The organism is Breznakia pachnodae, assembly GCF_030814225.1.
Taxonomy (GTDB): domain Bacteria; phylum Bacillota_I; class Bacilli_A; order Erysipelotrichales; family Erysipelotrichaceae; genus Breznakia; species Breznakia pachnodae.
This window is the reverse complement of record NZ_JAUSUR010000006.1, coordinates 50,033-69,487: the sequence shown is the minus strand read 5'-3', so window position 1 is coordinate 69,487 and position 19,455 is coordinate 50,033. Positions and strand designations below refer to the sequence as shown.

At 33.3% G+C, this 19,455-nt stretch carries 21 protein-coding genes; 17 read left to right on the top strand and 4 right to left on the bottom strand.

All coding sequences use genetic code 11. The features are described 5' to 3' along the window. The first annotated feature begins 36 nt into the window (after positions 1–36). Genes J2S15_RS14955 through J2S15_RS14945 form a run of 3 tightly spaced genes read left to right on the top strand, consistent with a single transcriptional unit; the run spans position 37 to position 1,891 of the window. A complete protein-coding gene (locus tag J2S15_RS14955) occupies positions 37–450 on the top strand; it encodes a hypothetical protein (protein WP_307409747.1) in 414 nt (137 codons plus the stop codon). Then, positions 447–992: a DNA-3-methyladenine glycosylase I gene (locus J2S15_RS14950; RefSeq protein WP_307409744.1), complete on the top strand. Its 546-nt coding sequence runs from the start codon at positions 447–449 to the stop codon at positions 990–992. The genes J2S15_RS14955 and J2S15_RS14950 overlap by 4 nt, the downstream gene beginning before the upstream one ends. Positions 993–1,009: 17 nt before the next feature. After that, positions 1,010–1,891 (top strand): hypothetical protein, encoded by an 882-nt coding sequence (locus J2S15_RS14945; protein WP_307409742.1) that lies wholly within the window; start codon positions 1,010–1,012, stop codon positions 1,889–1,891. Between the two features lie 31 nt (positions 1,892–1,922). Here the strand turns inward: J2S15_RS14945 and J2S15_RS14940 are convergent, their stop codons facing one another. After that, on the bottom strand, positions 1,923–4,721 hold the full coding sequence (locus tag J2S15_RS14940) for a sigma 54-interacting transcriptional regulator (protein WP_307409740.1): 2,799 nt from the start codon (positions 4,719–4,721) through the stop codon (positions 1,923–1,925). 18 nt (positions 4,722–4,739) lie between these two features. Beyond that, entirely contained in the window at positions 4,740–5,222 is a 483-nt protein-coding gene (locus J2S15_RS14935; RefSeq protein WP_307409738.1) for a PTS sugar transporter subunit IIA, read from the bottom strand. 262 nt (positions 5,223–5,484) lie between these two features. On the opposite strand from J2S15_RS14935, the gene J2S15_RS14930 reads away from it, so the two are divergent. The 10 genes from J2S15_RS14930 (at position 5,485) to J2S15_RS20390 (ending at position 12,744) form a co-directional block, all read left to right on the top strand. Next, entirely contained in the window at positions 5,485–5,775 is a 291-nt protein-coding gene (locus J2S15_RS14930; protein WP_307409736.1) for a PTS sugar transporter subunit IIB, read from the top strand. Between the two features lie 12 nt (positions 5,776–5,787). Beyond that, positions 5,788–7,140, top strand: a complete 1,353-nt coding sequence (locus J2S15_RS14925; protein ID WP_307409734.1) for a PTS galactitol transporter subunit IIC — start codon at positions 5,788–5,790, stop codon at positions 7,138–7,140. A gap of 30 nt (positions 7,141–7,170) precedes the next feature. After that, entirely contained in the window at positions 7,171–7,401 is a 231-nt protein-coding gene (locus tag J2S15_RS14920; protein ID WP_307409732.1) for a hypothetical protein, read from the top strand. Continuing rightward, the gene (dhaK, locus tag J2S15_RS14915) at positions 7,382–8,368 is read left to right on the top strand and encodes a dihydroxyacetone kinase subunit DhaK (RefSeq protein WP_307409730.1); all 987 of its coding nucleotides are present in this window, start codon (positions 7,382–7,384) and stop codon (positions 8,366–8,368) included. The genes J2S15_RS14920 and dhaK overlap by 20 nt, the downstream gene beginning before the upstream one ends. Positions 8,369–8,371: 3 nt before the next feature. Next, positions 8,372–9,028: a dihydroxyacetone kinase subunit DhaL gene (dhaL, locus tag J2S15_RS14910; protein ID WP_307409728.1), complete on the top strand. Its 657-nt coding sequence runs from the start codon at positions 8,372–8,374 to the stop codon at positions 9,026–9,028. Continuing rightward, positions 9,028–10,062, top strand: coding sequence for a zinc-dependent alcohol dehydrogenase (locus tag J2S15_RS14905; protein WP_307409726.1), 1,035 nt, complete (start codon positions 9,028–9,030; stop codon positions 10,060–10,062). The genes dhaL and J2S15_RS14905 overlap by 1 nt, the downstream gene beginning before the upstream one ends. 36 nt (positions 10,063–10,098) lie before the next feature. After that, complete coding sequence (gene rpoN, locus J2S15_RS14900) at positions 10,099–11,421, top strand: RNA polymerase factor sigma-54 (protein WP_307409724.1); 1,323 nt, start codon at positions 10,099–10,101, stop codon at positions 11,419–11,421. 40 nt (positions 11,422–11,461) lie between these two features. Further along, positions 11,462–12,241: a rhamnulose-1-phosphate aldolase gene (rhaD, locus tag J2S15_RS14895; RefSeq protein ID WP_307409722.1), complete on the top strand. Its 780-nt coding sequence runs from the start codon at positions 11,462–11,464 to the stop codon at positions 12,239–12,241. 181 nt (positions 12,242–12,422) lie between these two features. Next, positions 12,423–12,497: a DUF2461 family protein gene (locus J2S15_RS20340; RefSeq protein WP_370872566.1), complete on the top strand. Its 75-nt coding sequence runs from the start codon at positions 12,423–12,425 to the stop codon at positions 12,495–12,497. A gap of 64 nt (positions 12,498–12,561) precedes the next feature. Then, a complete protein-coding gene (locus J2S15_RS20390; RefSeq protein WP_307410093.1) occupies positions 12,562–12,744 on the top strand; it encodes a DUF2461 family protein in 183 nt (60 codons plus the stop codon). A gap of 211 nt (positions 12,745–12,955) precedes the next feature. Here J2S15_RS20390 and J2S15_RS14885 read toward each other — a convergent pair whose 3' ends face one another. Together J2S15_RS14885 and J2S15_RS14880 are read right to left on the bottom strand one after the other, a co-directional pair. Further along, a complete protein-coding gene (locus tag J2S15_RS14885) occupies positions 12,956–14,125 on the bottom strand; it encodes an iron-containing alcohol dehydrogenase (RefSeq protein WP_307409720.1) in 1,170 nt (389 codons plus the stop codon). A 123-nt stretch (positions 14,126–14,248) separates the two neighbouring features. Continuing rightward, positions 14,249–15,328, bottom strand: coding sequence for an NAD(P)H-dependent amine dehydrogenase family protein (locus tag J2S15_RS14880; RefSeq protein ID WP_307409718.1), 1,080 nt, complete (start codon positions 15,326–15,328; stop codon positions 14,249–14,251). Between the two features lie 248 nt (positions 15,329–15,576). On the opposite strand from J2S15_RS14880, the gene J2S15_RS14875 reads away from it, so the two are divergent. The 4 genes from J2S15_RS14875 to J2S15_RS14860 all read left to right on the top strand — a co-directional run bounded on the left by J2S15_RS14875 (position 15,577) and on the right by J2S15_RS14860 (position 19,448). After that, positions 15,577–16,014 carry a PTS sugar transporter subunit IIA gene (locus J2S15_RS14875; protein WP_307409716.1) on the top strand — a complete coding sequence of 146 codons (438 nt, stop codon included), beginning with the start codon at positions 15,577–15,579 and terminating at the stop codon, positions 16,012–16,014. 18 nt (positions 16,015–16,032) lie between these two features. Beyond that, positions 16,033–16,341, top strand: a complete 309-nt coding sequence (locus tag J2S15_RS14870) for a PTS fructose transporter subunit IIB (protein WP_307409714.1) — start codon at positions 16,033–16,035, stop codon at positions 16,339–16,341. Positions 16,342–16,360: 19 nt separating this feature from the next. Further along, complete coding sequence (locus J2S15_RS14865) at positions 16,361–17,407, top strand: PTS fructose transporter subunit IIC (protein WP_307409712.1); 1,047 nt, start codon at positions 16,361–16,363, stop codon at positions 17,405–17,407. A gap of 70 nt (positions 17,408–17,477) precedes the next feature. Then, a complete protein-coding gene (locus J2S15_RS14860; RefSeq protein WP_307409709.1) occupies positions 17,478–19,448 on the top strand; it encodes a BglG family transcription antiterminator in 1,971 nt (656 codons plus the stop codon). Positions 19,449–19,455: the final 7 nt, after the last annotated feature.

The following is a 19,455-nucleotide window of genomic DNA, read 5'->3' as shown; positions in this document are numbered from 1 at the left end:
ATGAAACCTCAAAGTTAATATCGGAAAGGATTTAATATGTTTGAATTAAAAAGATATGATTCCAGAGTAGATGATGTATCTAACCTATTACCTTATATCTATTGTGAGAGAAATATAGACAGTAATTGTGACTTCTCAATAACGGAAGAACAGCTTTTTGATAAAATGAAGCAAATGGGGATAGAAACAAATGCAATAAAACCTGATTATTCTTATGAAGAGTTTAAACAAATTCTTCTAGATGAAGATAACAGTACATTTACTCTTTACTTAATATGGAAAAACAATGAGATTTTTACCTATGCTTTATTAATGATTGATGATTCATCACATTATTTTGTAAGCGATATAGATAGACGAGTAAATGAAGACGATTTTTCTATAATAATAAAGATATTTTATAAAGAAATAAAACGATTAAATAAGAAAAAGAGGAGAAAATGGTTATGAAAAGATGTGATTGGCCATCAAATGAGTTAAATATTGAATACCATGATAAAGAGTGGGGGAAACCAGTTTATGATGATAAGATATTATTTGAGTTTTTAATACTAGAAGGTATGCAGGCTGGATTATCATGGGATATTGTATTAAAAAGAAGAGAAACAATGAGAAAAGCATTTGATAATTTTGATCCTATGATATTAAAGGATTATGATGAAGATAAAGTCGAACAACTGATGAAAAACGAAGGTGTAATTCGTCATCGTTTAAAATTACAGGCATTGAAAATTAATGCAGATTGCTTTTTGGATGTTCAAAAAGAATATGGTAGTTTCAGTAAATATCTATGGGAGTTTGTAGATAATAATCCAATCGTAAATAGCATAGAGAAAACAGAGGACTTGCCTGTTGTTTCTAAGGAAGCAGAAACGCTTAGTAAGTCATTAAGAAAAAGAGGATTCAAGTTTGTTGGACCAACAATTTGTTATGCATATATGCAAGCAATGGGGTTGGTAAATGATCATTTAAATTCTTGTGAGTTTAAGTAGGGAAAATTGGAGGGATTATGAATAAAGAACAGGAGATACTTTTTGCAGTATTGGAGAGACCAGGTTTGTATGTGGGGAAAAATCGTTTAGATTATGTTGGAAACTTTTTTTCAGGTTTTACTTATCATGCAGGATTAAGCCCAGATAATAAACTTGAAACAAACTTTAATTATCCTATGCAAAAATGGTTGTTTTACAAGGAATCTGTATCAATTGCTCATTCTGCATCTATTAATGGATGGAGTGTACTTTCAAGATGTTATGGAAATAACGAAGATGGTTGTAATAAACTTAAGGAATTTCTTCAAGAATTATGGATAGAAAATACAATTAGTGATTCAGAAGATAGAGGCGTTGATGATACAGTGGGATGTCATATTTATCAGATATATAGATATTACCATTGGAAATTATCTTCTTTTGTGGAGACTTTTTCTTTCGAAGTTAGTAAAGATTATTATCCAGTGAGTGAGAGAATAAAAAAATGGATTGGTGAAATAGAGTATTCATATGAATCACTAATTCCATTAATTAGAAAGATGGTAGATGAGCCGTTTGATAGATTGAAGATTTATTTGCATTATGATCGCTATTTTCTTCAAGTTCGTTTTTTATATTATTCTGAAAGTAATGGATGGATAGATAATGTGGAACTAATTGATAAAGATGATTATTATCTCCATTTAACCATCTTACATGCGTATACTGCAATTATTCAAAGGGAAGAACATCCTAGTCATGTAATTACAATAGAGTTTGAAAATAATGAAATATCGATAAATTATAAAGGTATGGAAGACTATTGGTATAAGATATTTAACGAGGACCTAGATAAGAATTATGCGAGCAAAGAGCCTATGGCTATGTTGTATAATGAATGGAAAGCAAATGTAGTATAAAAAAAGAAAAGTTGAACTTTTCCTTTTTAGTTTATTCCTGCATTTCCTTTGCTTCAAGAGTAACAATAATATAACAAATTTCATCATCATGAATTTCAATCTCAAATGCATTTTCAATAACAGAGATTAAATTTCTAATAATATTAAAACTTTCTAGATTATCTTTGATAAATATTTGCTTATCTTCATATTGAATTCTTCTATCTACAATGATTCTTTCAATCATAAATCCTAAGTGAATGATTAATGACATTCGTAAAGAATTACTTTTCTTTTCAGATGGCTTAAACTCTTTAAATAAAGAATCTACAAACTTTGATGATGTTTTTACTGCAGCTACTGGATTCACATACATTACATGTTTCTCTAAGAAATGAATAACATCATCATAATCACTATGTTCATGATTAACATTTTCACTTGGATACCCAGTATTTGAGTTTTTAATAAATTCAATAAACTGACTTTCTTTTTCTTTAGATACAATACTTGAGATATGAAAGAATGGAACATCCGTATTGATGTGTACATTTCCTACAACTGCAATAATATTGTAATTATTTAAGATTTCCTGATAACTGTCTGCTTTATTTTGAAGGTCTGCATTATTGATTGAGAATACAGATATAAAATCTAAATCATTTTGTTTTAGAATATCTTCTATCGTTGATTGAAAGGCAACACTTGTTCCTTTACCTGAAGAACATGCGGATAAAATTGCAGGTTCTTTTTTACTTTTCTCACTGGCAGGAACACTTTTATTTTTTATTAAGTATTCATTATAAATCAAATCTACATGTTCATTACGATTCAACATAATATGAGCTAAGTCTAATGCAAGAGCAGTAGTTACATTTGGAATCGTATGACTGGCAATACCAGTTTCTTCACTCATTCGTTTTCCAAAGTTTAGTAATGAACCCATATCTGCCAGAATCATAACTCCATTTTTAGGTTGTGATTTTTTAACTTCAGATAAGAATTGCTCATAACTTTTTTCTATATCTTGAGACAAAGGAGCATCAATTGCGTTTACATAGTTTGTATTCAATAATCGATTACATACGTCAGCAAGACTTGTTGCAGTATTACCATGAGCCAAAATGTATAATTCTGGACGTGTAGATATATTTTCATTTGCCATGTTTTTTAATAGCAACTGAAAGAAGTTTCGCTCATCACTTGGTAATTGAATTTTAAATTCTTGTTCAATTCGATCAATAATATTATCAACAAGGGTTTCATCTGTTGTTTCTTTTTCAATAGTTGTATTTACTTGATTTTTATTCTTTACTCGATCAATTAAAAACTTCAAATGAAATGCAAGAACTAAGATATGTTGCTGAGTAATATTGACATTTAAATCTTCATGAATTTCTTTCATGATTTCGATTGAAAAGTCAACAATCTCCTGATCTACAATTTTATAGATTTCTTCTTTGTTGACTCCCTTAAAATACATACGGTCTAAAACATCATTGTAATAGTCAGTAACTGTGGCATTCATTTTCTCTGCCAGCTGTTTACTGGATAATCCTTGTTTGGAATAGATGTTGATTTCTTTGATTAAATTCTTATATGATTTTTCATCTAGAATCTTATCTTCTTGATATTGAATTGTATTTGATGGACTTATAATCATATCAAAATTATACTTTGCAAGTTCTTTACGAAAATCATCATTACTCTTTGACTTTTTCTCGTAGGACTTCTTAATGTTGTTTGCTAAGAAATCATAAGGAATGTTAATTTCATAAGACTCCTGACTTTGATTTTCTAAGAAAGAACGAGCACATAGAATTTTTATTTCTGAGGCTAACTGACCAATGTTACCAGGGAAGTCAAATGTTGCTAATGCTTTTACGATATCTGACTCAATAATATAAGTACGTTGGGTAACAATTGCTTCTTTTATAAATAATCGTTCAATAATCTCCAAACGTTCCTTCAGAGGACGTTCACGATATGCAGGTAACTGAATTGATAAAGGTATTCTTCGCTTAAAGGTCTTAAGTAATACATCATTGGGATCTTCTGTAGTTGCTCCAATAATTAATACACTGGCCTTGCGAATAGAATTGGCTTCTCCTAGTTTACGATACTGACCTGTATCCATTAAGTAGAATAGTAGTTCCTGTCCTTCGGGAGGAAGTCGGTGAATTTCATCAAGAAATAAAATTCCACCATTTGCTTTTTCTACTAATCCAACTGTTTCCTGAGTAGCCCCTGTAAACGCACCACGGATATGACCAAATAACTGTGACAATAACAGTTGTGGATTATGGTAATAATCCGCACAGTTAAATTCAACAAATGGATACTCATCCTCTGCTTTTTTCTTTGTTGTTTTCCCATAAGAATACATAGTTCTTGCGAATAAGGTTTTCCCTGTACCACTTTCTCCTGTGATTAGGGTATGCAATCCATTAGGGGGATAAAGAATAGCGGATTGCGCCTGTTGTACCTGTGTAGTCTGACTTCCATCATAACCGACCAGTAATTCAAAAGGTTCATTGGTATTACTTTTCATATTGTAGAACTCTTGTTTGAATTCTTCAACTGAATAAATACCTTTTGTTGGTTCTACATTAAAAACACCCTTTAATATTTTTATAGGTAAAAAAAGTACAGGGCGACTTTCAATCTTTATTAACTTCTGGTCTTTTACACTTTTATTAAGAACGGCACTGATATTTGATCGGTATTGATTAAAATGTTCAGCGATTTCTTTAGCAGCAATACCAAAAATTTCATTTTCTTTAATCCTATCTTCTATATAATTTTTAGTTAGAACTTGTTCGATATAACTGAAAATTTCTTTTTCAGACATAATAATTCCTCCTTGTAACTACTGAGATAAGATTTCTTTTAATACTCCTATCGTATCGCTTGCAGTTTTCATATCATTCAACTTTACCATAGCATCATCATCTGAAAACATTCCTACTAACTTCTGAAGAATGGTTAACTGATCTTTTGATCCATTAACGGCTAACAAAAAGACAATGTCAACGGGAATAAAACTATCTGTAGAACTTCCCATTTCCTTAAAAAGCACAGGCTTTTTTAATTTAGAGATAATAATTGCTGACTTCTTAACATTATCACGTACCATCGCATGTGGTATAGCAACTTTTACTTTATTTGTTGGTAGACCAGTAGGATATAGTTTTTCTCTTTCAATAACAGCTTTTGAGAATTCTTTATCTACATATCCCTTCTCAAATGCCAATTCTCCAATCTGTGTGATTAAATCCTCATAATCACTCGCTTCTTGATCCATTAAGATTAATTCTTCAAATAATAGATCCTCAATTTTATATTCATTCATAGACTAAATATACCTCCTACCTAATAGTAAAGCAAAATTTATGCCAAATATGGAAACTACTGAGAATGCTACTGTTTATAATAACATTTTAGCATTTCCTACAATCTTTTGGAAATAGTAGATTAAAAATAGATTACTGTATAGAATAGTGTATATAAAGACCGAAAAGACGCATGAAATATGAAGGAATCATTTGTTGGCAAGAATATTGCTTTATAAGTAAATGACAAAAGAATTCATATGTGTCAAGAAAGGAGGTCACATGAAAACAATAATTGTTGCTTGTGGAGGAGGAATTGCAACTTCTGCTACAGTTGCTACTAAAATTAATAATGCATTAGAAGAACAAGGTTTGAGCTCATTAGCAAAGGCAGAAGCAGTAGATATTAAATCATTGGATATGTTTATTAAGAACGCTGATGTATATGTATCAATCACTCCAGTAGTTGGTGTAGTTGAAGAATATGAGATACCTGTAGTAAGTGGGATTCCATTATTAACAGGTGTAGGAAGAGATGAAACAATTGAAAAAATTATAGAGTTAATCAAATAGGAGGAACTAGAAATGGAAATTTTGAGTGATGTTTTTCAATCATTATTAGATTTAGGGGCAGCAGTGTTTCTGCCAATCGTATTATTAATTATAGGGATTATCGTAGGATTGAAGCCAGGAAAAGCATTCTCGGCTGCATTAACAATGGGAGTTGCATTTATTGGTATTAACCTGATCATTTCATTTATGGGTGATACAGTCGGTGTAGCAGCTCAGGCATTTGTTGAAAACTCAGGAATTGAATTAACTGCATTAGATATGGGTTGGGCACCAGCACTTGGATTAGCCTGGCAGTGGCAATATGCCTTCCTGATGTTTCCCGTACAGATTGTAATTAACTTAATTATGATTGCTACTGGAACAACAGATACCTTAAATGTAGATATGTGGAATGTTGGTAATAAAGTATTTACTGCATTTTTGATTACTACTGTTACTGGAAATGTAATTATTGGATTTGTTGTAGCTGTTATACAAATTATATTAGAACTAAAGAACTCAGATTCAACAAAATATCAAGTACGTGAATTAACTGGAATCCCAGGAGTTGGTATTCCTCATCCAATGTTCTTGAGTAATATTGTTTTCTATCCAATGAGTCGTGTATTAGATAAAATTTTACCTTCTCATACAAACTGGAATGCAGCTACCATCAGAAATAAAATTGGAGTATTTGGTGAAAATCATGTATTAGGATTTATTATTGGTACCATTATTGGATTAGTAGCTGGTCAAGGACAAGCTTCCTTATTATTAGGGGTACAGGCGGGAACTGCACTAACGTTATTTCCAATGGTATCAAAACTGTTTATGACAGCATTAACACCAATTTCAGATGCAGCAAATGCATTTATGAAGAGACGTTTTCCAAACAAAGATTTGGTTATTGGATTAGACTGGCCAATCTTAGCTGGAAACCCTGAAATCTGGGTTGCAATTATCTTAACAATTCCAGTAGCACTTGTATGTGCATTAGTATTACCAGGAAACTCTACGCTTCCATTTGGTAATCTAATGAACGTATGTGTATGTGCGGCAGCATTCTTAGCATGTAAAGGAAACTTATTGAAGATGCTTATTATTTCTTACTTATGGGTACCAATCTTATGTTGGTCAGCATCAGCAATCGCACCAATGCTTACCGAACTTGCAGTTAAGTCAGGAACAACATTAGCAGCTGGTCAAATCACTTGGTGGGGAATGGATATTGCAGAAATCAGATGGGCTTTATTTGAAGCCGGTAATGGTAACATCTTTGGAATGGTAGCTTGTGGAGCAATTGCTGTACTGGCAGTATTCTATTTCAAATCAATGAAGAAAGAAGAAAAAGAAGCAAAAAAACGTTTAGGATTAGATTCTGAATAATAGTACGATTACTAAGATGGGAGTGTAAACATGAATAAATTTAGAAATATTGTGTGGTATGTCGGAGTTCTTCTTGTTTCTCTGTCATTAGTATTATCGTTTATAACAAATAATTGGCTGCTGGCAGGTGTATGTGCACTTGTCACAGCTATATTGAAGAAGCGAAACGATGAAGTAGCAATCCCTAAATTCTATCAGGATAAAGGGGTTACAAATGCACACTTTGCTAATGGAGGAAAACATGAAAAAACTGCTAAATAATCCAAATGAAGTTGTTGAGGAAATGTTAAGGGGAATTGAAATTACCAACCCTGATGTCGATTATGATGTTGAGGGTGCTGTTATCTCAAGAAAAAATAAAACCAGAAAAGTTGGAGTTGTTTCCGGTGGAGGAAGTGGACATGAACCAGCACATGCTGGATATGTAGGATATGGAATGCTGGATGCCGCAGTAAGTGGAAATGTCTTTGCATCACCATCACCAGACCGTGTACTTAGAGGAATTCAACTGGCAGATGCTAAAGAAGGTGTACTGCTTGTTATTAAGAATTATGCTGGTGATATTATGAACTTTGAGATAGCTGAGGAATTGGCAAAAGAGGAAGGGATTGAAGTTGATCATGTTGTTGTGAAGGATGATGTGGCAGTAGAAGACAGTGATGATTCAACTGGTCGAAGAGGGATAGCAGGTACGGTATTTGTTCATAAAATTGCAGGTGCAAAAGCAGAGAGTGGTGCTAGTCTAGCGGAAGTGAAAAGAGTTGCTCAAAAAGCAATTCAAAATGTTCGCAGTTTCGGGGTTTCGCTTTCATCATGCACCATACCTGCAGTAGGTAAGGCAGGTTTTACAATTGAAGAAAATAAAATGGAAGTTGGTATGGGGATTCATGGTGAACCAGGAATCATAAAAACAAAGCTAGGAACATCAAAAGAAGTGAGTAACTTAATCGTCAACCGAATTCTTGAAGATATGGATTATGGGGATAATAGCGAGGTTGCTGTTATGGTCAATGGGTTAGGTGGAACCCCACTGATGGAATTGTATATTCTGGCAGCAGATATTGACCATGAGTTAAAGGAACATGGATTACAGCCAATAAAATATTATGTTGGTAATTATATGACAGCGATTGAAATGGCTGGAGCATCTTGTAGTTTACTAAAACTGGATGATGAACTAAAAGAATTGTTATTAATGCCATGTAATACTTCAGCACTAAAGGAGTAAGCGATGAGTTTTAAATTAGATACAAATGATTATATTGCATATATGATGGAAACCAAAGAAGTAATTGGTGGTCAGAAAGATTACATTACAGAGCTTGATGCAACAACTGGAGACGGTGATCATTGGGCAAATCTATATATGGGATTTGAGAAAATCACAGGAATGAGTGAAGATTTAAAAACATTAAATATTTCAGATTTATTAAAAAAAATCGGTATGACAATGTTTTCTGCAATCGGTGGTTCATCAGGAGCATTATATGGAAGTGGCTATGTAGCAGCCGCAAAAGCAATACAAAATGAAAATGATCTTACAATCAACAGTTTGTATACAATGCTGGATGCAATGCTGAAAGCAATTATGGAGCGTGGGAAAACCCAGCCAGGACAAAAGACAATGGTGGATAGTCTGTACAATGCACTGGTATGTTATCGCAAAGGGTTGGAAGCAAATAAAGACGAAAAAGATATTATTGAAATGTTTATAAATGGCGCAAAAGAAGGCGCAGAAAATACAAAGAATATGGAAGCTGCAAGGGGGAGAGCAAGCTATCGCACAGATAAAGGTGTGGGTCATTTAGATCCAGGTGCAGTAACGATGGCTCTACAATTGGAGTGTTTAGGAAATTATATATTACATAAACTAGGAGGAACGAAGTAATGAAAAGAATTTTATTTTACGCACCTGAAGATATAAGAGTGGAAGAAGCAGAAGTGCCTACTCCAGCAAAAGGTGAGATTGTTATAAAGAATGTTGTAACGCTAACATGTGGTACAGATGTAAAAACATACAAAAGAGGTTATCGTTATGAACCACCATTTACGATGGGTCATGAAGCAGCAGGAGTTGTTCATGCAATTGGAGAAGGTGTCACTAAATTTAAAGTAGGAGATAAAGTAGTTGCTCATAATTCTGCTTCATGTGGAAAATGTTACTACTGTAAAAAAGGTCAAGAATCAATGTGTGTTGATTTAATTCAAAACCAGTTCAAAAATGGAGCGTATGCAGAATATCAATTAGTTCCCAAAAAAATCGTAGAATTAAATACATTCTTGATTCCAGAAGGAATGTCATACAAACAGGCAGCACTACTTGAACCGCTTGCCTGCGCGTTATATGGAACAGAAATGACAAACTTTGATATTGGAGATACTGTTTGTGTAAATGGATGTGGTCCAATTGGATTAATGTTTATTCGCATGTGTTATTTAAGAGGAGCACGCGTAATTGCTTGTGACTTATCAGATGAAAGATTACAGTTAGCGAAGAAACTTGGTGCTGTTGAAACAATCAACATTAAGGATGTAAAAGATCAGGCACAGGCAGTAAGAGACTTAACTGAAGATAAACGTGGAGTAGATGCTGCAATTGAAGCAGCAGGGTTACCAGAAGTATGGTCAATTGCCCTGGATATGGCAAGACCTGGAGGAGAAGTGTTGTTCTTTGGTGGAACGAAAAAGGGACTTACAGTACCTGTAGATACTACGAAGGTTCACTATGAACAATTAACATTAAAAGGGGTGTTCCATACAACACCAAGACATGTAAATGCAGCTTTTGAAATGTTAAAAATGAATGCAATTTCGGCGGATGACTTTGTTCAGAATGAATATCCAATTGAAGATACTGAAAAAGCTATACTGGAACATGCAAGTGGAAAAGTAATTAAAAATTGCATTGTTTTTCCTGAATAGTCATCAGTAATTGAAAATTTATAATATACTATACGTATGAATCAAAAACTAGAAGTTATTCAAAAACAGAAACAACAGTTTTCGCCAAAACTAATACATTCAATGAATATGTTACAAATGGGTTATCATGAAATGGAAACACTGATAGATACCAGTCTGTTGGACAATCCTTTTTCCGATGTTGATGATCATTTAAACTCGGCTACTAATTTAGTTGAGAAGGATGTTGATTACAAAAAAAGCAGAAAACATAATAATGATTTGCAGGAGTTTGATATTGCTGATACAAACGAAGTTGATTTACTAAGTCATGTGAAAATGCAACTGGAAAAATATATCAAGACTACAACCGATCTGCAAGTAATTACATTTCTAGTGGAGTCACTGGATACAAAAGGATATCTGAATGAAGAAATGAGTGTTGTCTGTAACCTGTTTGATTTAACTGACAAAGAAGGAATGTATTACCTAAAACTTCTACAAAGTGTAGAACCAAAGGGATTAGGTGCAAGAGATTTAATTGAGTGTTTATTACTTCAATTAGATAATAATAAATCAAATTCCTTGGTCAAACTAATTATTGAATCTTATTTGGAGTATGTAGGAATAAAGAATTATTCTTATATTGCAAAAGCAGAAAACGTTTCGATTGAAGAAGTGAAAACTGCTGTATCACTTATTAAAGAGATGAATCCACTTCCAGCGAATGGATTTGCGATTCATGAAAGAACTACATATATTATTCCAGATGCTTATATTGAAAGCGAAGAGGATGAAATAGTTATTGAATTAAATTCTGGTTTTGAAAAGAAGTTAAAGATAAATGAAAATAGCTTAGAACTATATAAACAAACGAAATTAGATAAATATAGTAAAGAATTTCTTTCTAAGAAATTACAGGACTTTAAATGGTTACAGTACTGTACAACAAGAAGAAGTATTACACTGAAAAAGATTATTACGGCTTTAGTTGAATATCAGGATGTATTCTTTAAGACAGGAGAAAAAAGGAATCTGAAACCACTACGATTAATTGATATAGAAGAAATGACTGGTTTGCATTCTTCTACTATCAGCAGGGCATTACAGGATAAATATTTTAAATGTAACTTTGGAACTTATCCTTTACGCACCTTAGTACCTCGAACCTATTCAAAACAAGGTAGTGTGAGTGCTCCTAGAAATTTAATCAAGGAAGAGATACAAGAAATTATTCGCCTTGAGGACAAGCAACATCCTTATAGCGACCAACAGATTCAAGTAATCTTGAAGGAAGAAGGATTTCCAGTATCCAGAAGAAGTGTAAGCAAGTATCGAGAGGAACTATCAATTCCATCTTCAAATGTTAGAAGGGAATAATTATATCTAATTATCGTCTTACAAATGAAAGGAATTTATGATGAGTATTTTAAATATTGACTTTATGGACGATATCGTTGAAGCATGTCATTATTTTTGGAAAGCAGGTTGGGGAGAGTTTCATGCAGGAAATATAAGTTACTTATTATCTGATGAAGAGTTAAGTAAATTAAAAGACTATACAGAAGTTCTTACAACTGTGGAAGTTGATTTTGATACCCAAGGGTTAGAAGGGAAATCATTTCTAATCACAAGATCAGGCGCATGCTTTCGCACAATGAAAAAGCGATATGAAGAAGATTTAGGAATTATTCAATTTCATAAAGGTAGTTATGATATCCTATGGGGACTAAGAAATGGGGAAGGCAGACCGACAAGTGAACTGCCAGCTCATGTATTATGTCATCGTGCACGATTAAGTGACGATATAAGTAATAAGATTGTTATGCATTGTCACCCAACATATATCAATGCAATGACAATGATTCATGATTTAGATGAAGATGAATTCACAAAAACTTTATGGAAAATGAATTCAGAATGTTGTCTGGTTTTCCCAGAAGGATTATCAGTATTACCATGGATGGTTTGTGGTGAAGGAGAAATTGGTCCAGCTACAGCCAAGAAAATGGAAAAGAAGAGAGTTGTTATTTGGCCATTTCATGGAATTTTCTCAAGTGGATCATCAATTGATGATGCGATTGGTTTAATTGAAACATTAGATAAGAATGCCCAAGTATATGTTTCAGTAAAATCAAATTTGATTAATTCAATGAGTGATGAAAATGTGCAAGAGCTAAAGAAACACTTTAATTTATAATTTAGTTTAGAGTACCAAGAAAACATAAATTATTATAACGTCCAAAAGCATAGACCTAGTAGAGTCTGTGCTTTTTGCTTTTATACAAAATAAACTGATAGAAAGTATAAATATAGTTCGATAGTATAAAGAGTAAGTAATGCATATTTATAAGTAATGTTGGAGGAGATAACATGAAAAAATAATTACATACTTAAAAGAACTAACAACAAATAATAATCGAGAATGGTATCATTCTCATAAAAAGAATACATAGAAGAAAATAGGAAGTTATCCATTCCAGTAGGTTATTTCATTTGCATTAAACCAAACAGTCATTCATATGTAAAGGTTTATTTGTGGATATGTTCAATGATGCTACTACAATGATTCGTGATTATATTGTTGACCATGGAGATGAATGGGAGAAGATAATTACGAATCCTGAATTCACAAAAAACTTTGAAGTAAAAGGAACAAAACTAAAGAATGCTCCGAAGACTTATGATCCTGAACATTCTTAGGCTGAATATTTGAAGTATAAAAGTTGGTATCTTGAATTCTTTGTAAGTGATGAAGAGTTATTGTCTGATGACTTTATAAAGAAATCAGTAAACGTTTTTGAAACAATGCAATCCTTTAATGAATTTCTAAATAAAACTTTGGATGGATTTGAAATGCTAAACGACCATAAAAAAAATGAGTTAACTGAACTCATTTTTAGTTTCTCAAATACTATTTCATACTCTCTTTTAAGATGTTTACAATATCTTCATGAGTTAATGTTTTATAACCACCACTTGAGATAAAGGTACCATCAGCAATTCCATCCAGCATCTTATCCGTAACACCAAGAACTTTTGCATCCATTACCAGACCAAGTTCATTCATATATGCTTCCATTGCATCTAATCCTTCATTCGCGATTTGTTCATCACTTTTTCCTTCGGGATTAATATCCCATACATTGATTGCATAGCGTTTAAATTTTTCTAATCCATGAGGCATAATCAGTCGATAATATGACATTGATACAGCTGCTAATGTCATACCATGCGTTGCATCTGTATAGGCGCCAATAGATTGACCAATCATATGAACCATCCAGTCTGTTGTTTTACCTTTGGCAACCAATGTGTTTAATGCCCATGTTGCTGTCCACATAATATTACTTCTTGCATCATAATCTGTAGGGTTATCAACTGCAATTCTAGAACTGTGAATCAGTGAACGTAATAATCCTTCCATGATGTAGTCTGAAGTATTGTCATCAGAATCAGAGAAATATTGTTCTAAGATATGAGACATAATATCAAAGAATCCAGCTACCATCTGATACTTTGGTAATGAATATGTATAAGTTGGATTTAGAATAGAGAATTTAGGGAATACATTCTCACCAAACACATGACCAATCTTTTGTTTTGTTTCAGGGTTGGTAATAACCGAACCACCATTCATTTCCGAACCAGTTCCTGCCATTGTCAGAATACATCCAACAGGAATAATTTTATTGTCTACTTCTTCCATTCTTGCAAAGTATTTTTCCCATGGATCATCCTCTGCATAAGCGGATACCGATACTGCTTTTGAGTAGTCACAACATGAACCACCACCAACAGATAGAATTAGATCGATATTGTTATCTTTTGCAATCTTACATCCTTCGTATAATTTTTCAACAGTAGGATTCGGCATAACACCTGCATCTTCAAAGATATTTTTACCACTATCTTTAAGAATTGCTACTACATCATCATAGATTCCATTCTTCTTGATCGAACCACCACCATATACAAGCATGATATTCTTTCCATAATTCGATAACTCTTCCTTTAAATAATCCAATGCGTTTTCACCAAAATATAGTGTTGTTGGATTTGAATACTTAAAATTTCCTAACATAAGAATCCTCCTTTATGCTTTTTGTACTTAAGCTGATTTCATTATACGACTTAGAGTTAACTCTAGGTCAAGAGTTAACTTAAAAAAAATCTACAATCATTGCTGATTATAGATTTTAATTTATTATTTTACGTATTCATTCATAGGGCGAACAAGGTATTCACCTTCAGGGAATTTATCAGTAGTAACATATCCTGGTGTAGCATTAATTAATGCTGGAATACGACTTACTAAGTTTGAACAAGTTAATTCTACAGTAGCAGGTTTATTCACTACAATGGAAGTATCTGGTTCACCATGAAATGTCCAGTCATTCACATCATAATCTTCAGGTGTATAGATTTTTCCGATATTTTCAGTTTCTAATGTAATTTCTTCTGCTGTTGTAGTCGTTACAATTGCACGCATCCCAATTGCATCACCAGCCTTAACTGTTACACCTAATGTATCTGACTTTAAATCTTTATCATACGTGATAGGAATACATTTTTGAGTTTGTGATGTAATTGTTAAACCAAACTTACTACATAACCAACCATTTTGATTCCACATATAACTTGGTACATATTCACCACTTTCTACTTTTTCTTTAATTTCATCAGAAGACCAGTCGTTACATATACCTATTTCTTTTTCAAATTTATCTAGTGAGAAACCAGCACCATGTCCTTCAGCTAAAGCAATACCATAGTCTTCAACGTTGTAGTTACTAGAACCTTCAATTTTTGTAATTGTTTGCATTGAACTGGCAAGTGTACTAATTAATACACCCCAGTACATTTCAGGATAACCAACACCAGTTAATGTACAATTGTTTTGTTTTGCAAGTTCATCTAATTCTTTGGTAATTGCAGGTGAAGAATTTTGAGGGTATACTGCTTCTTCACAAGTACTAATTGCATTTACTCCATTACGAGCACAGATTTCAAATGATTCTTTGATATCTGCCATTGTGCTTCTTGTAGCAACTACACATACATCAGGTTTTAATTCTTTCAACATTGCATCAAAATCTTTTGCATCTGAGACTTTCACATTATACGTCTTACCATCACCAATGATTTCACCAATGTCTTTTCCAATGACTGCTGGATTCATGTCAAACGCAGCAACAAGATCTGCTCCTTTTTCCATCAAATAGCGCATTAGATACACACTCATTTTTCCACATCCATACTGTACAGCTTTTACTTTACGTTCCATTTCATTACCTCACTTTCTATTGAATCAATGGACTCATCTTATGCCTTTTATTTTAAGGCTTCATAAGTTCAGTTTACCACAATAAAAGATGATGTAAAAAGAAGTGAACGATTTCTATATACAGGTGTGTCATTGTTGTAAAAAACAGACACTGTACAACTTGTAGTGGTGATTGTTGTAATCTTTTGGTATAGGCAATAAAAATAGTGAATGGTATGCTTTAGATAGATAAAAAGGAGGAATATACTATGTTAGTGGAAAGAGAGTTCATTTGTCTGAACCAGGAATACAGCGATAAGTATCAGGTTATTAAAGAGTTATCACAGTTAGCAAACAGTCATGGAAAACTGAATAATGTTGAAGCATATGAGAAGTCTGTATTAAGTAGAGAAGAAGAATTTACTACTGCTATTGGTTGTTTGGTCGCAATACCGCATGGGCAAAGCGATGGTGTAAATGAGCCATTCATTATCTTTAGTAGAACCAAGGAAGACTTTAAGTGGGATGATTTAGATGTACAGATGGTATTTATGATTGGGGTGCCAATGAAAAATCGTAGTGATACTCATCTGAAAATTCTGGCAGAGATTGCAAGAAATCTGATGGATGAAGATTTTCGTAGTGCGTTGTTGACATCAAACAGTGAGAAGGAAATCTATGATATACTACACTTAATTGAAAGTTAACATAAGGAGAAAAAGGATATGAAAATTGTAGCTGTTACTGCCTGCCCTACAGGGATTGCTCATACCTATATGGCACAGGAAGCCTTAGAGAAGAAATCCAGATTAAAGGGGCATCGATGCCATGTGGAAACACAAGGTTCAATAGGGATTGAAAGAGAATTAAGTCAAAGAGAAATTGATGAAGCAGATGTAGTAATTATGGCTGTGGAAATGGTTGTAGAAGGAATGGAACGCTTCGAAAACAAAATAATCTATGAGGCTGATATTGCTGATTGCATTACGAATACGGAGGAAGTAATTGATAAAGCGTTAGAGTTGGTGAAATAGGATTATAAGGAGAACTAGTATGAAGCAATTTATGAAGGGGATGAAACGACATCTACTGAGTGGTGTCTCATATATGATTCCAGCGGTTACCGTTGGTGGTATCTGTATTGCGTTCGCACTGGCTACTGCAGATGCAAGAGAAGAAGGAATGATTATAACAAATGAATTGTGGCAAAACATCAATATCATAGGTGAAGCTGCAATGAGTTTTATGGTTCCTTTACTTGCAGGGTATATTGCTTATTCAATTGCGGGAAGACCAGGTTTACTTCCAGGGTTAACAGCTGGATATTTAGCGAATAACCCACTTGGCACTGCTGAAATCAAGACAGGTTTCTTAGGAGGAATGATTTTAGGGATAGTAGCAGGATATCTGGCGAAGTGGGTAAAAGAATGGAAGGTACCAAAAGTAATCAAACCAATTATGTCAATTTTAATTATTCCACTAGTGACAACATTGTTAGTTGGATTAGCATATATTTATATACTGGCATATCCACTTGGTGGTGCAGTTTCTTCTATGGAGAGTATGTTATCTAATCTTACGAGTGGTTCAACCGTTATTCTAGCAATTGCAGTTGGATGTATGATTGCTTTTGATATGGGAGGTCCTGTGAATAAAGTTGCATTTGGAACTGCCAGTGCATTAATTGCCAGTGGCAATATGAGTGTGATGGGAATGGCAGGAGTTGCTATTTGTATTCCACCAATTGGAATGGGATTATCATCAATTCTTTTGAAGAACCGATTTTCTTGCGAAGAACAGGAAGCTGGAAAGGCAGCGATTGTAATGGGATCCATTGGTATTACGGAAGGTGCAATACCGTTTGCAGCCAGTGATCCACTACGAGTAATTCCATCAATTATGATTGGATCATCAGTAGGTGCAATCATTGCAGGCTTAGGTGGTGCAACGGATGCTGCACCACATGGAGGATTAATCGTTCTTCCAGTTGTAGGAAATGCTCCTATTTATATATTGGCTGTCATCATAGGTTCCTTAACCGTCGTATTGCTGATGTATTTCTTGAAGAAAGATTTGACAAAGCATAAGCCAAACGAATAGGATAATAATATAAGATAAACGTCTTTACAAGGCGTTTTCGTTGTAATAGTAGAGAAAGGAGGAAGACCTTTTGAATAATCGTCAGGAACAGTTGTTGGACTTGCTGTTGAACATGGAACAGTATCAGACAATCAAAGCATTGTCAGATACCATTCAGGTATCAGTTAGTACGGTTCATAATGATTTAAATGTGATTGCGGAGATGCTGGAAAATAAACAGATGCAGTTACATAAGAAGCCTAGTGTAGGGGTAAAGATTATTGGCAGTGATGTTCAAAAGAAAGATCTTCTTCATGGACTTACTACACAGCGCAAGACTTCAACTATCATGTCAGCAGAAATTCGAAGAATGCGAATTGTAGCGAAACTATTATATTATCGTGATGGTACTTCTCTGAATAAACTTTCAGAAGAGTTTTATGTATCAAAAAATTCAATTGTAAGTGACCTTTCTAAAATTAAACAGGAATTAAATGAACACTATGGTTTAAATTTAATAAAAGATTATAAGGGTACAAGAATTTCAGGTTCTGAAAAAGAAATACGACATGCATTAAGTGATGTTGTAAATGAATTTTTAAAATTGGATATTGAAGAAAAAGATTTAGAAGAAAACAATAGTCGACTAGAATTGTCCAGTTACTATCGTCTGCAGAATATATTTGAATTTGATGGCTTAGAAGAAATTGAAGCCATTATTACAGAAGCAGAAGCACAACTGGGATATAAGATTAATGATTTATCTTATATGAATTTAGTAACGCATATTGCAATTCTTATCAAACGTTTAAAAGCAGGATCTACCTATACCGTAGATGAATCGCATATTGTCTATACGTTACCTGATCAGAAGGAAACGTTAGATATTGCAAATCATATCGCAGAGAAAATAAGTAATCAGTTTCATATAAAAATACCATCAGCTGAGATAAATTACATTTATCAGTATCTGGTATGTTCAGGAATCCAAAGTGATTATCTTCATTATAATAATTATGTAGATTCCATTGACCAATATTATATTGATATTGTTGATGAAATCATTGCATTTGTATCAGACTCAATTCACTGTGATTTGCATGAAGACAAAGAGTTAAAATTAAGTCTTCTGGTACATGTAGTACCAATGATGCAACGAATGAAATATAAGATTCAGATTAATAATCCATTAGTAAATGAAATTAAATCCAGATACTCTGCATTGTTTTCTGTAATTACCTTAGCAATTGAAATCATGGGTGATTCATGGAATGCAATCAGCGATGATGAAATTGGCTTTCTGGCAATTCATTTTCAGGCTGCAATTGAACGTTCGGTGGAAGAAAAAAGAGTCATCATTGTATGTCCGGAAGGAATTGGTTTTTCAAGACTAATTGCACAGCGAATTGAACGTTATGTAAGCTCTGTAAAGGTTGTTGATACCATTCCATATTCCAGTTTAAAAACAAAGGATTTATCTGATATTGATCTGGTAGTATCAACCGTGCCAATTTTGGAATGTTCAAAACCAGTAGTGGAAGTAACTTCTTTTATTTCTGAATTTGATATTCAGGGAATTAATAATTTTCTAATTGAAAATTCTATGTATGAAAAAGAAGGAGAATTTAAACATCTCCTGGAAATCATTGATGATGACAATATCTTTATTGAAGAGAAAGAAATCTCAAAAGAAGAAGTAATTCATAAGATGTCTCAGTTGATGAGCGACAAAGGTTATGTCGACAAAGAATTTGAAGAATCAATTTATAAAAGAGAGCACATCCGTTCTACTGAAATCGGAAATATGGTGGCCATTCCTCATGGGAGTGAAGTATATGTTAAAGCACCAACAATTGGTATTACTGTGTTAAAACATCCAATGATATGGGGGAAACAAAAAGTAAAAATTATTTTTTTAATTGCTGCGAATCTGGAAGATCTTGCTCATACGAAAAGCATGCTACGTGATTTATATTCGCTTATTGATTCTCAAAAACACATTACATTATTAAAAGATGTAACAACTGCTGATGAAGTTATTCACATTATTGAAACAGAATAAACGAAAA

What these genes read in the sequence shown, in the direction of transcription:
- dhaK (WP_307409730.1), top strand. Translation starts at nt 7,382, where the DNA reads ATGAAAAAACTGCTAAATAATCCAAATGAAGTTGTTGAGGAAATGTTA.
- J2S15_RS14945 (WP_307409742.1), top strand. Translation starts at nt 1,010, where the DNA reads ATGAATAAAGAACAGGAGATACTTTTTGCAGTATTGGAGAGACCAGGT.
- J2S15_RS14865 (WP_307409712.1), top strand. Translation starts at nt 16,361, where the DNA reads ATGAAGCAATTTATGAAGGGGATGAAACGACATCTACTGAGTGGTGTC.
- J2S15_RS14920 (WP_307409732.1), top strand. Translation starts at nt 7,171, where the DNA reads ATGAATAAATTTAGAAATATTGTGTGGTATGTCGGAGTTCTTCTTGTT.
- rhaD (WP_307409722.1), top strand. Translation starts at nt 11,462, where the DNA reads ATGAGTATTTTAAATATTGACTTTATGGACGATATCGTTGAAGCATGT.
- J2S15_RS14950 (WP_307409744.1), top strand. Translation starts at nt 447, where the DNA reads ATGAAAAGATGTGATTGGCCATCAAATGAGTTAAATATTGAATACCAT.
- J2S15_RS14935 (WP_307409738.1), bottom strand. Translation starts at nt 5,222, where the DNA reads ATGAATGAATATAAAATTGAGGATCTATTATTTGAAGAATTAATCTTA.
- dhaL (WP_307409728.1), top strand. Translation starts at nt 8,372, where the DNA reads ATGAGTTTTAAATTAGATACAAATGATTATATTGCATATATGATGGAA.
- J2S15_RS14905 (WP_307409726.1), top strand. Translation starts at nt 9,028, where the DNA reads ATGAAAAGAATTTTATTTTACGCACCTGAAGATATAAGAGTGGAAGAA.
- J2S15_RS14925 (WP_307409734.1), top strand. Translation starts at nt 5,788, where the DNA reads ATGGAAATTTTGAGTGATGTTTTTCAATCATTATTAGATTTAGGGGCA.
- J2S15_RS14875 (WP_307409716.1), top strand. Translation starts at nt 15,577, where the DNA reads ATGTTAGTGGAAAGAGAGTTCATTTGTCTGAACCAGGAATACAGCGAT.
- J2S15_RS14955 (WP_307409747.1), top strand. Translation starts at nt 37, where the DNA reads ATGTTTGAATTAAAAAGATATGATTCCAGAGTAGATGATGTATCTAAC.
- J2S15_RS14870 (WP_307409714.1), top strand. Translation starts at nt 16,033, where the DNA reads ATGAAAATTGTAGCTGTTACTGCCTGCCCTACAGGGATTGCTCATACC.
- rpoN (WP_307409724.1), top strand. Translation starts at nt 10,099, where the DNA reads ATGAATCAAAAACTAGAAGTTATTCAAAAACAGAAACAACAGTTTTCG.
- J2S15_RS14930 (WP_307409736.1), top strand. Translation starts at nt 5,485, where the DNA reads ATGAAAACAATAATTGTTGCTTGTGGAGGAGGAATTGCAACTTCTGCT.
- J2S15_RS14880 (WP_307409718.1), bottom strand. Translation starts at nt 15,328, where the DNA reads ATGGAACGTAAAGTAAAAGCTGTACAGTATGGATGTGGAAAAATGAGT.
- J2S15_RS14885 (WP_307409720.1), bottom strand. Translation starts at nt 14,125, where the DNA reads ATGTTAGGAAATTTTAAGTATTCAAATCCAACAACACTATATTTTGGT.
- J2S15_RS14940 (WP_307409740.1), bottom strand. Translation starts at nt 4,721, where the DNA reads ATGTCTGAAAAAGAAATTTTCAGTTATATCGAACAAGTTCTAACTAAA.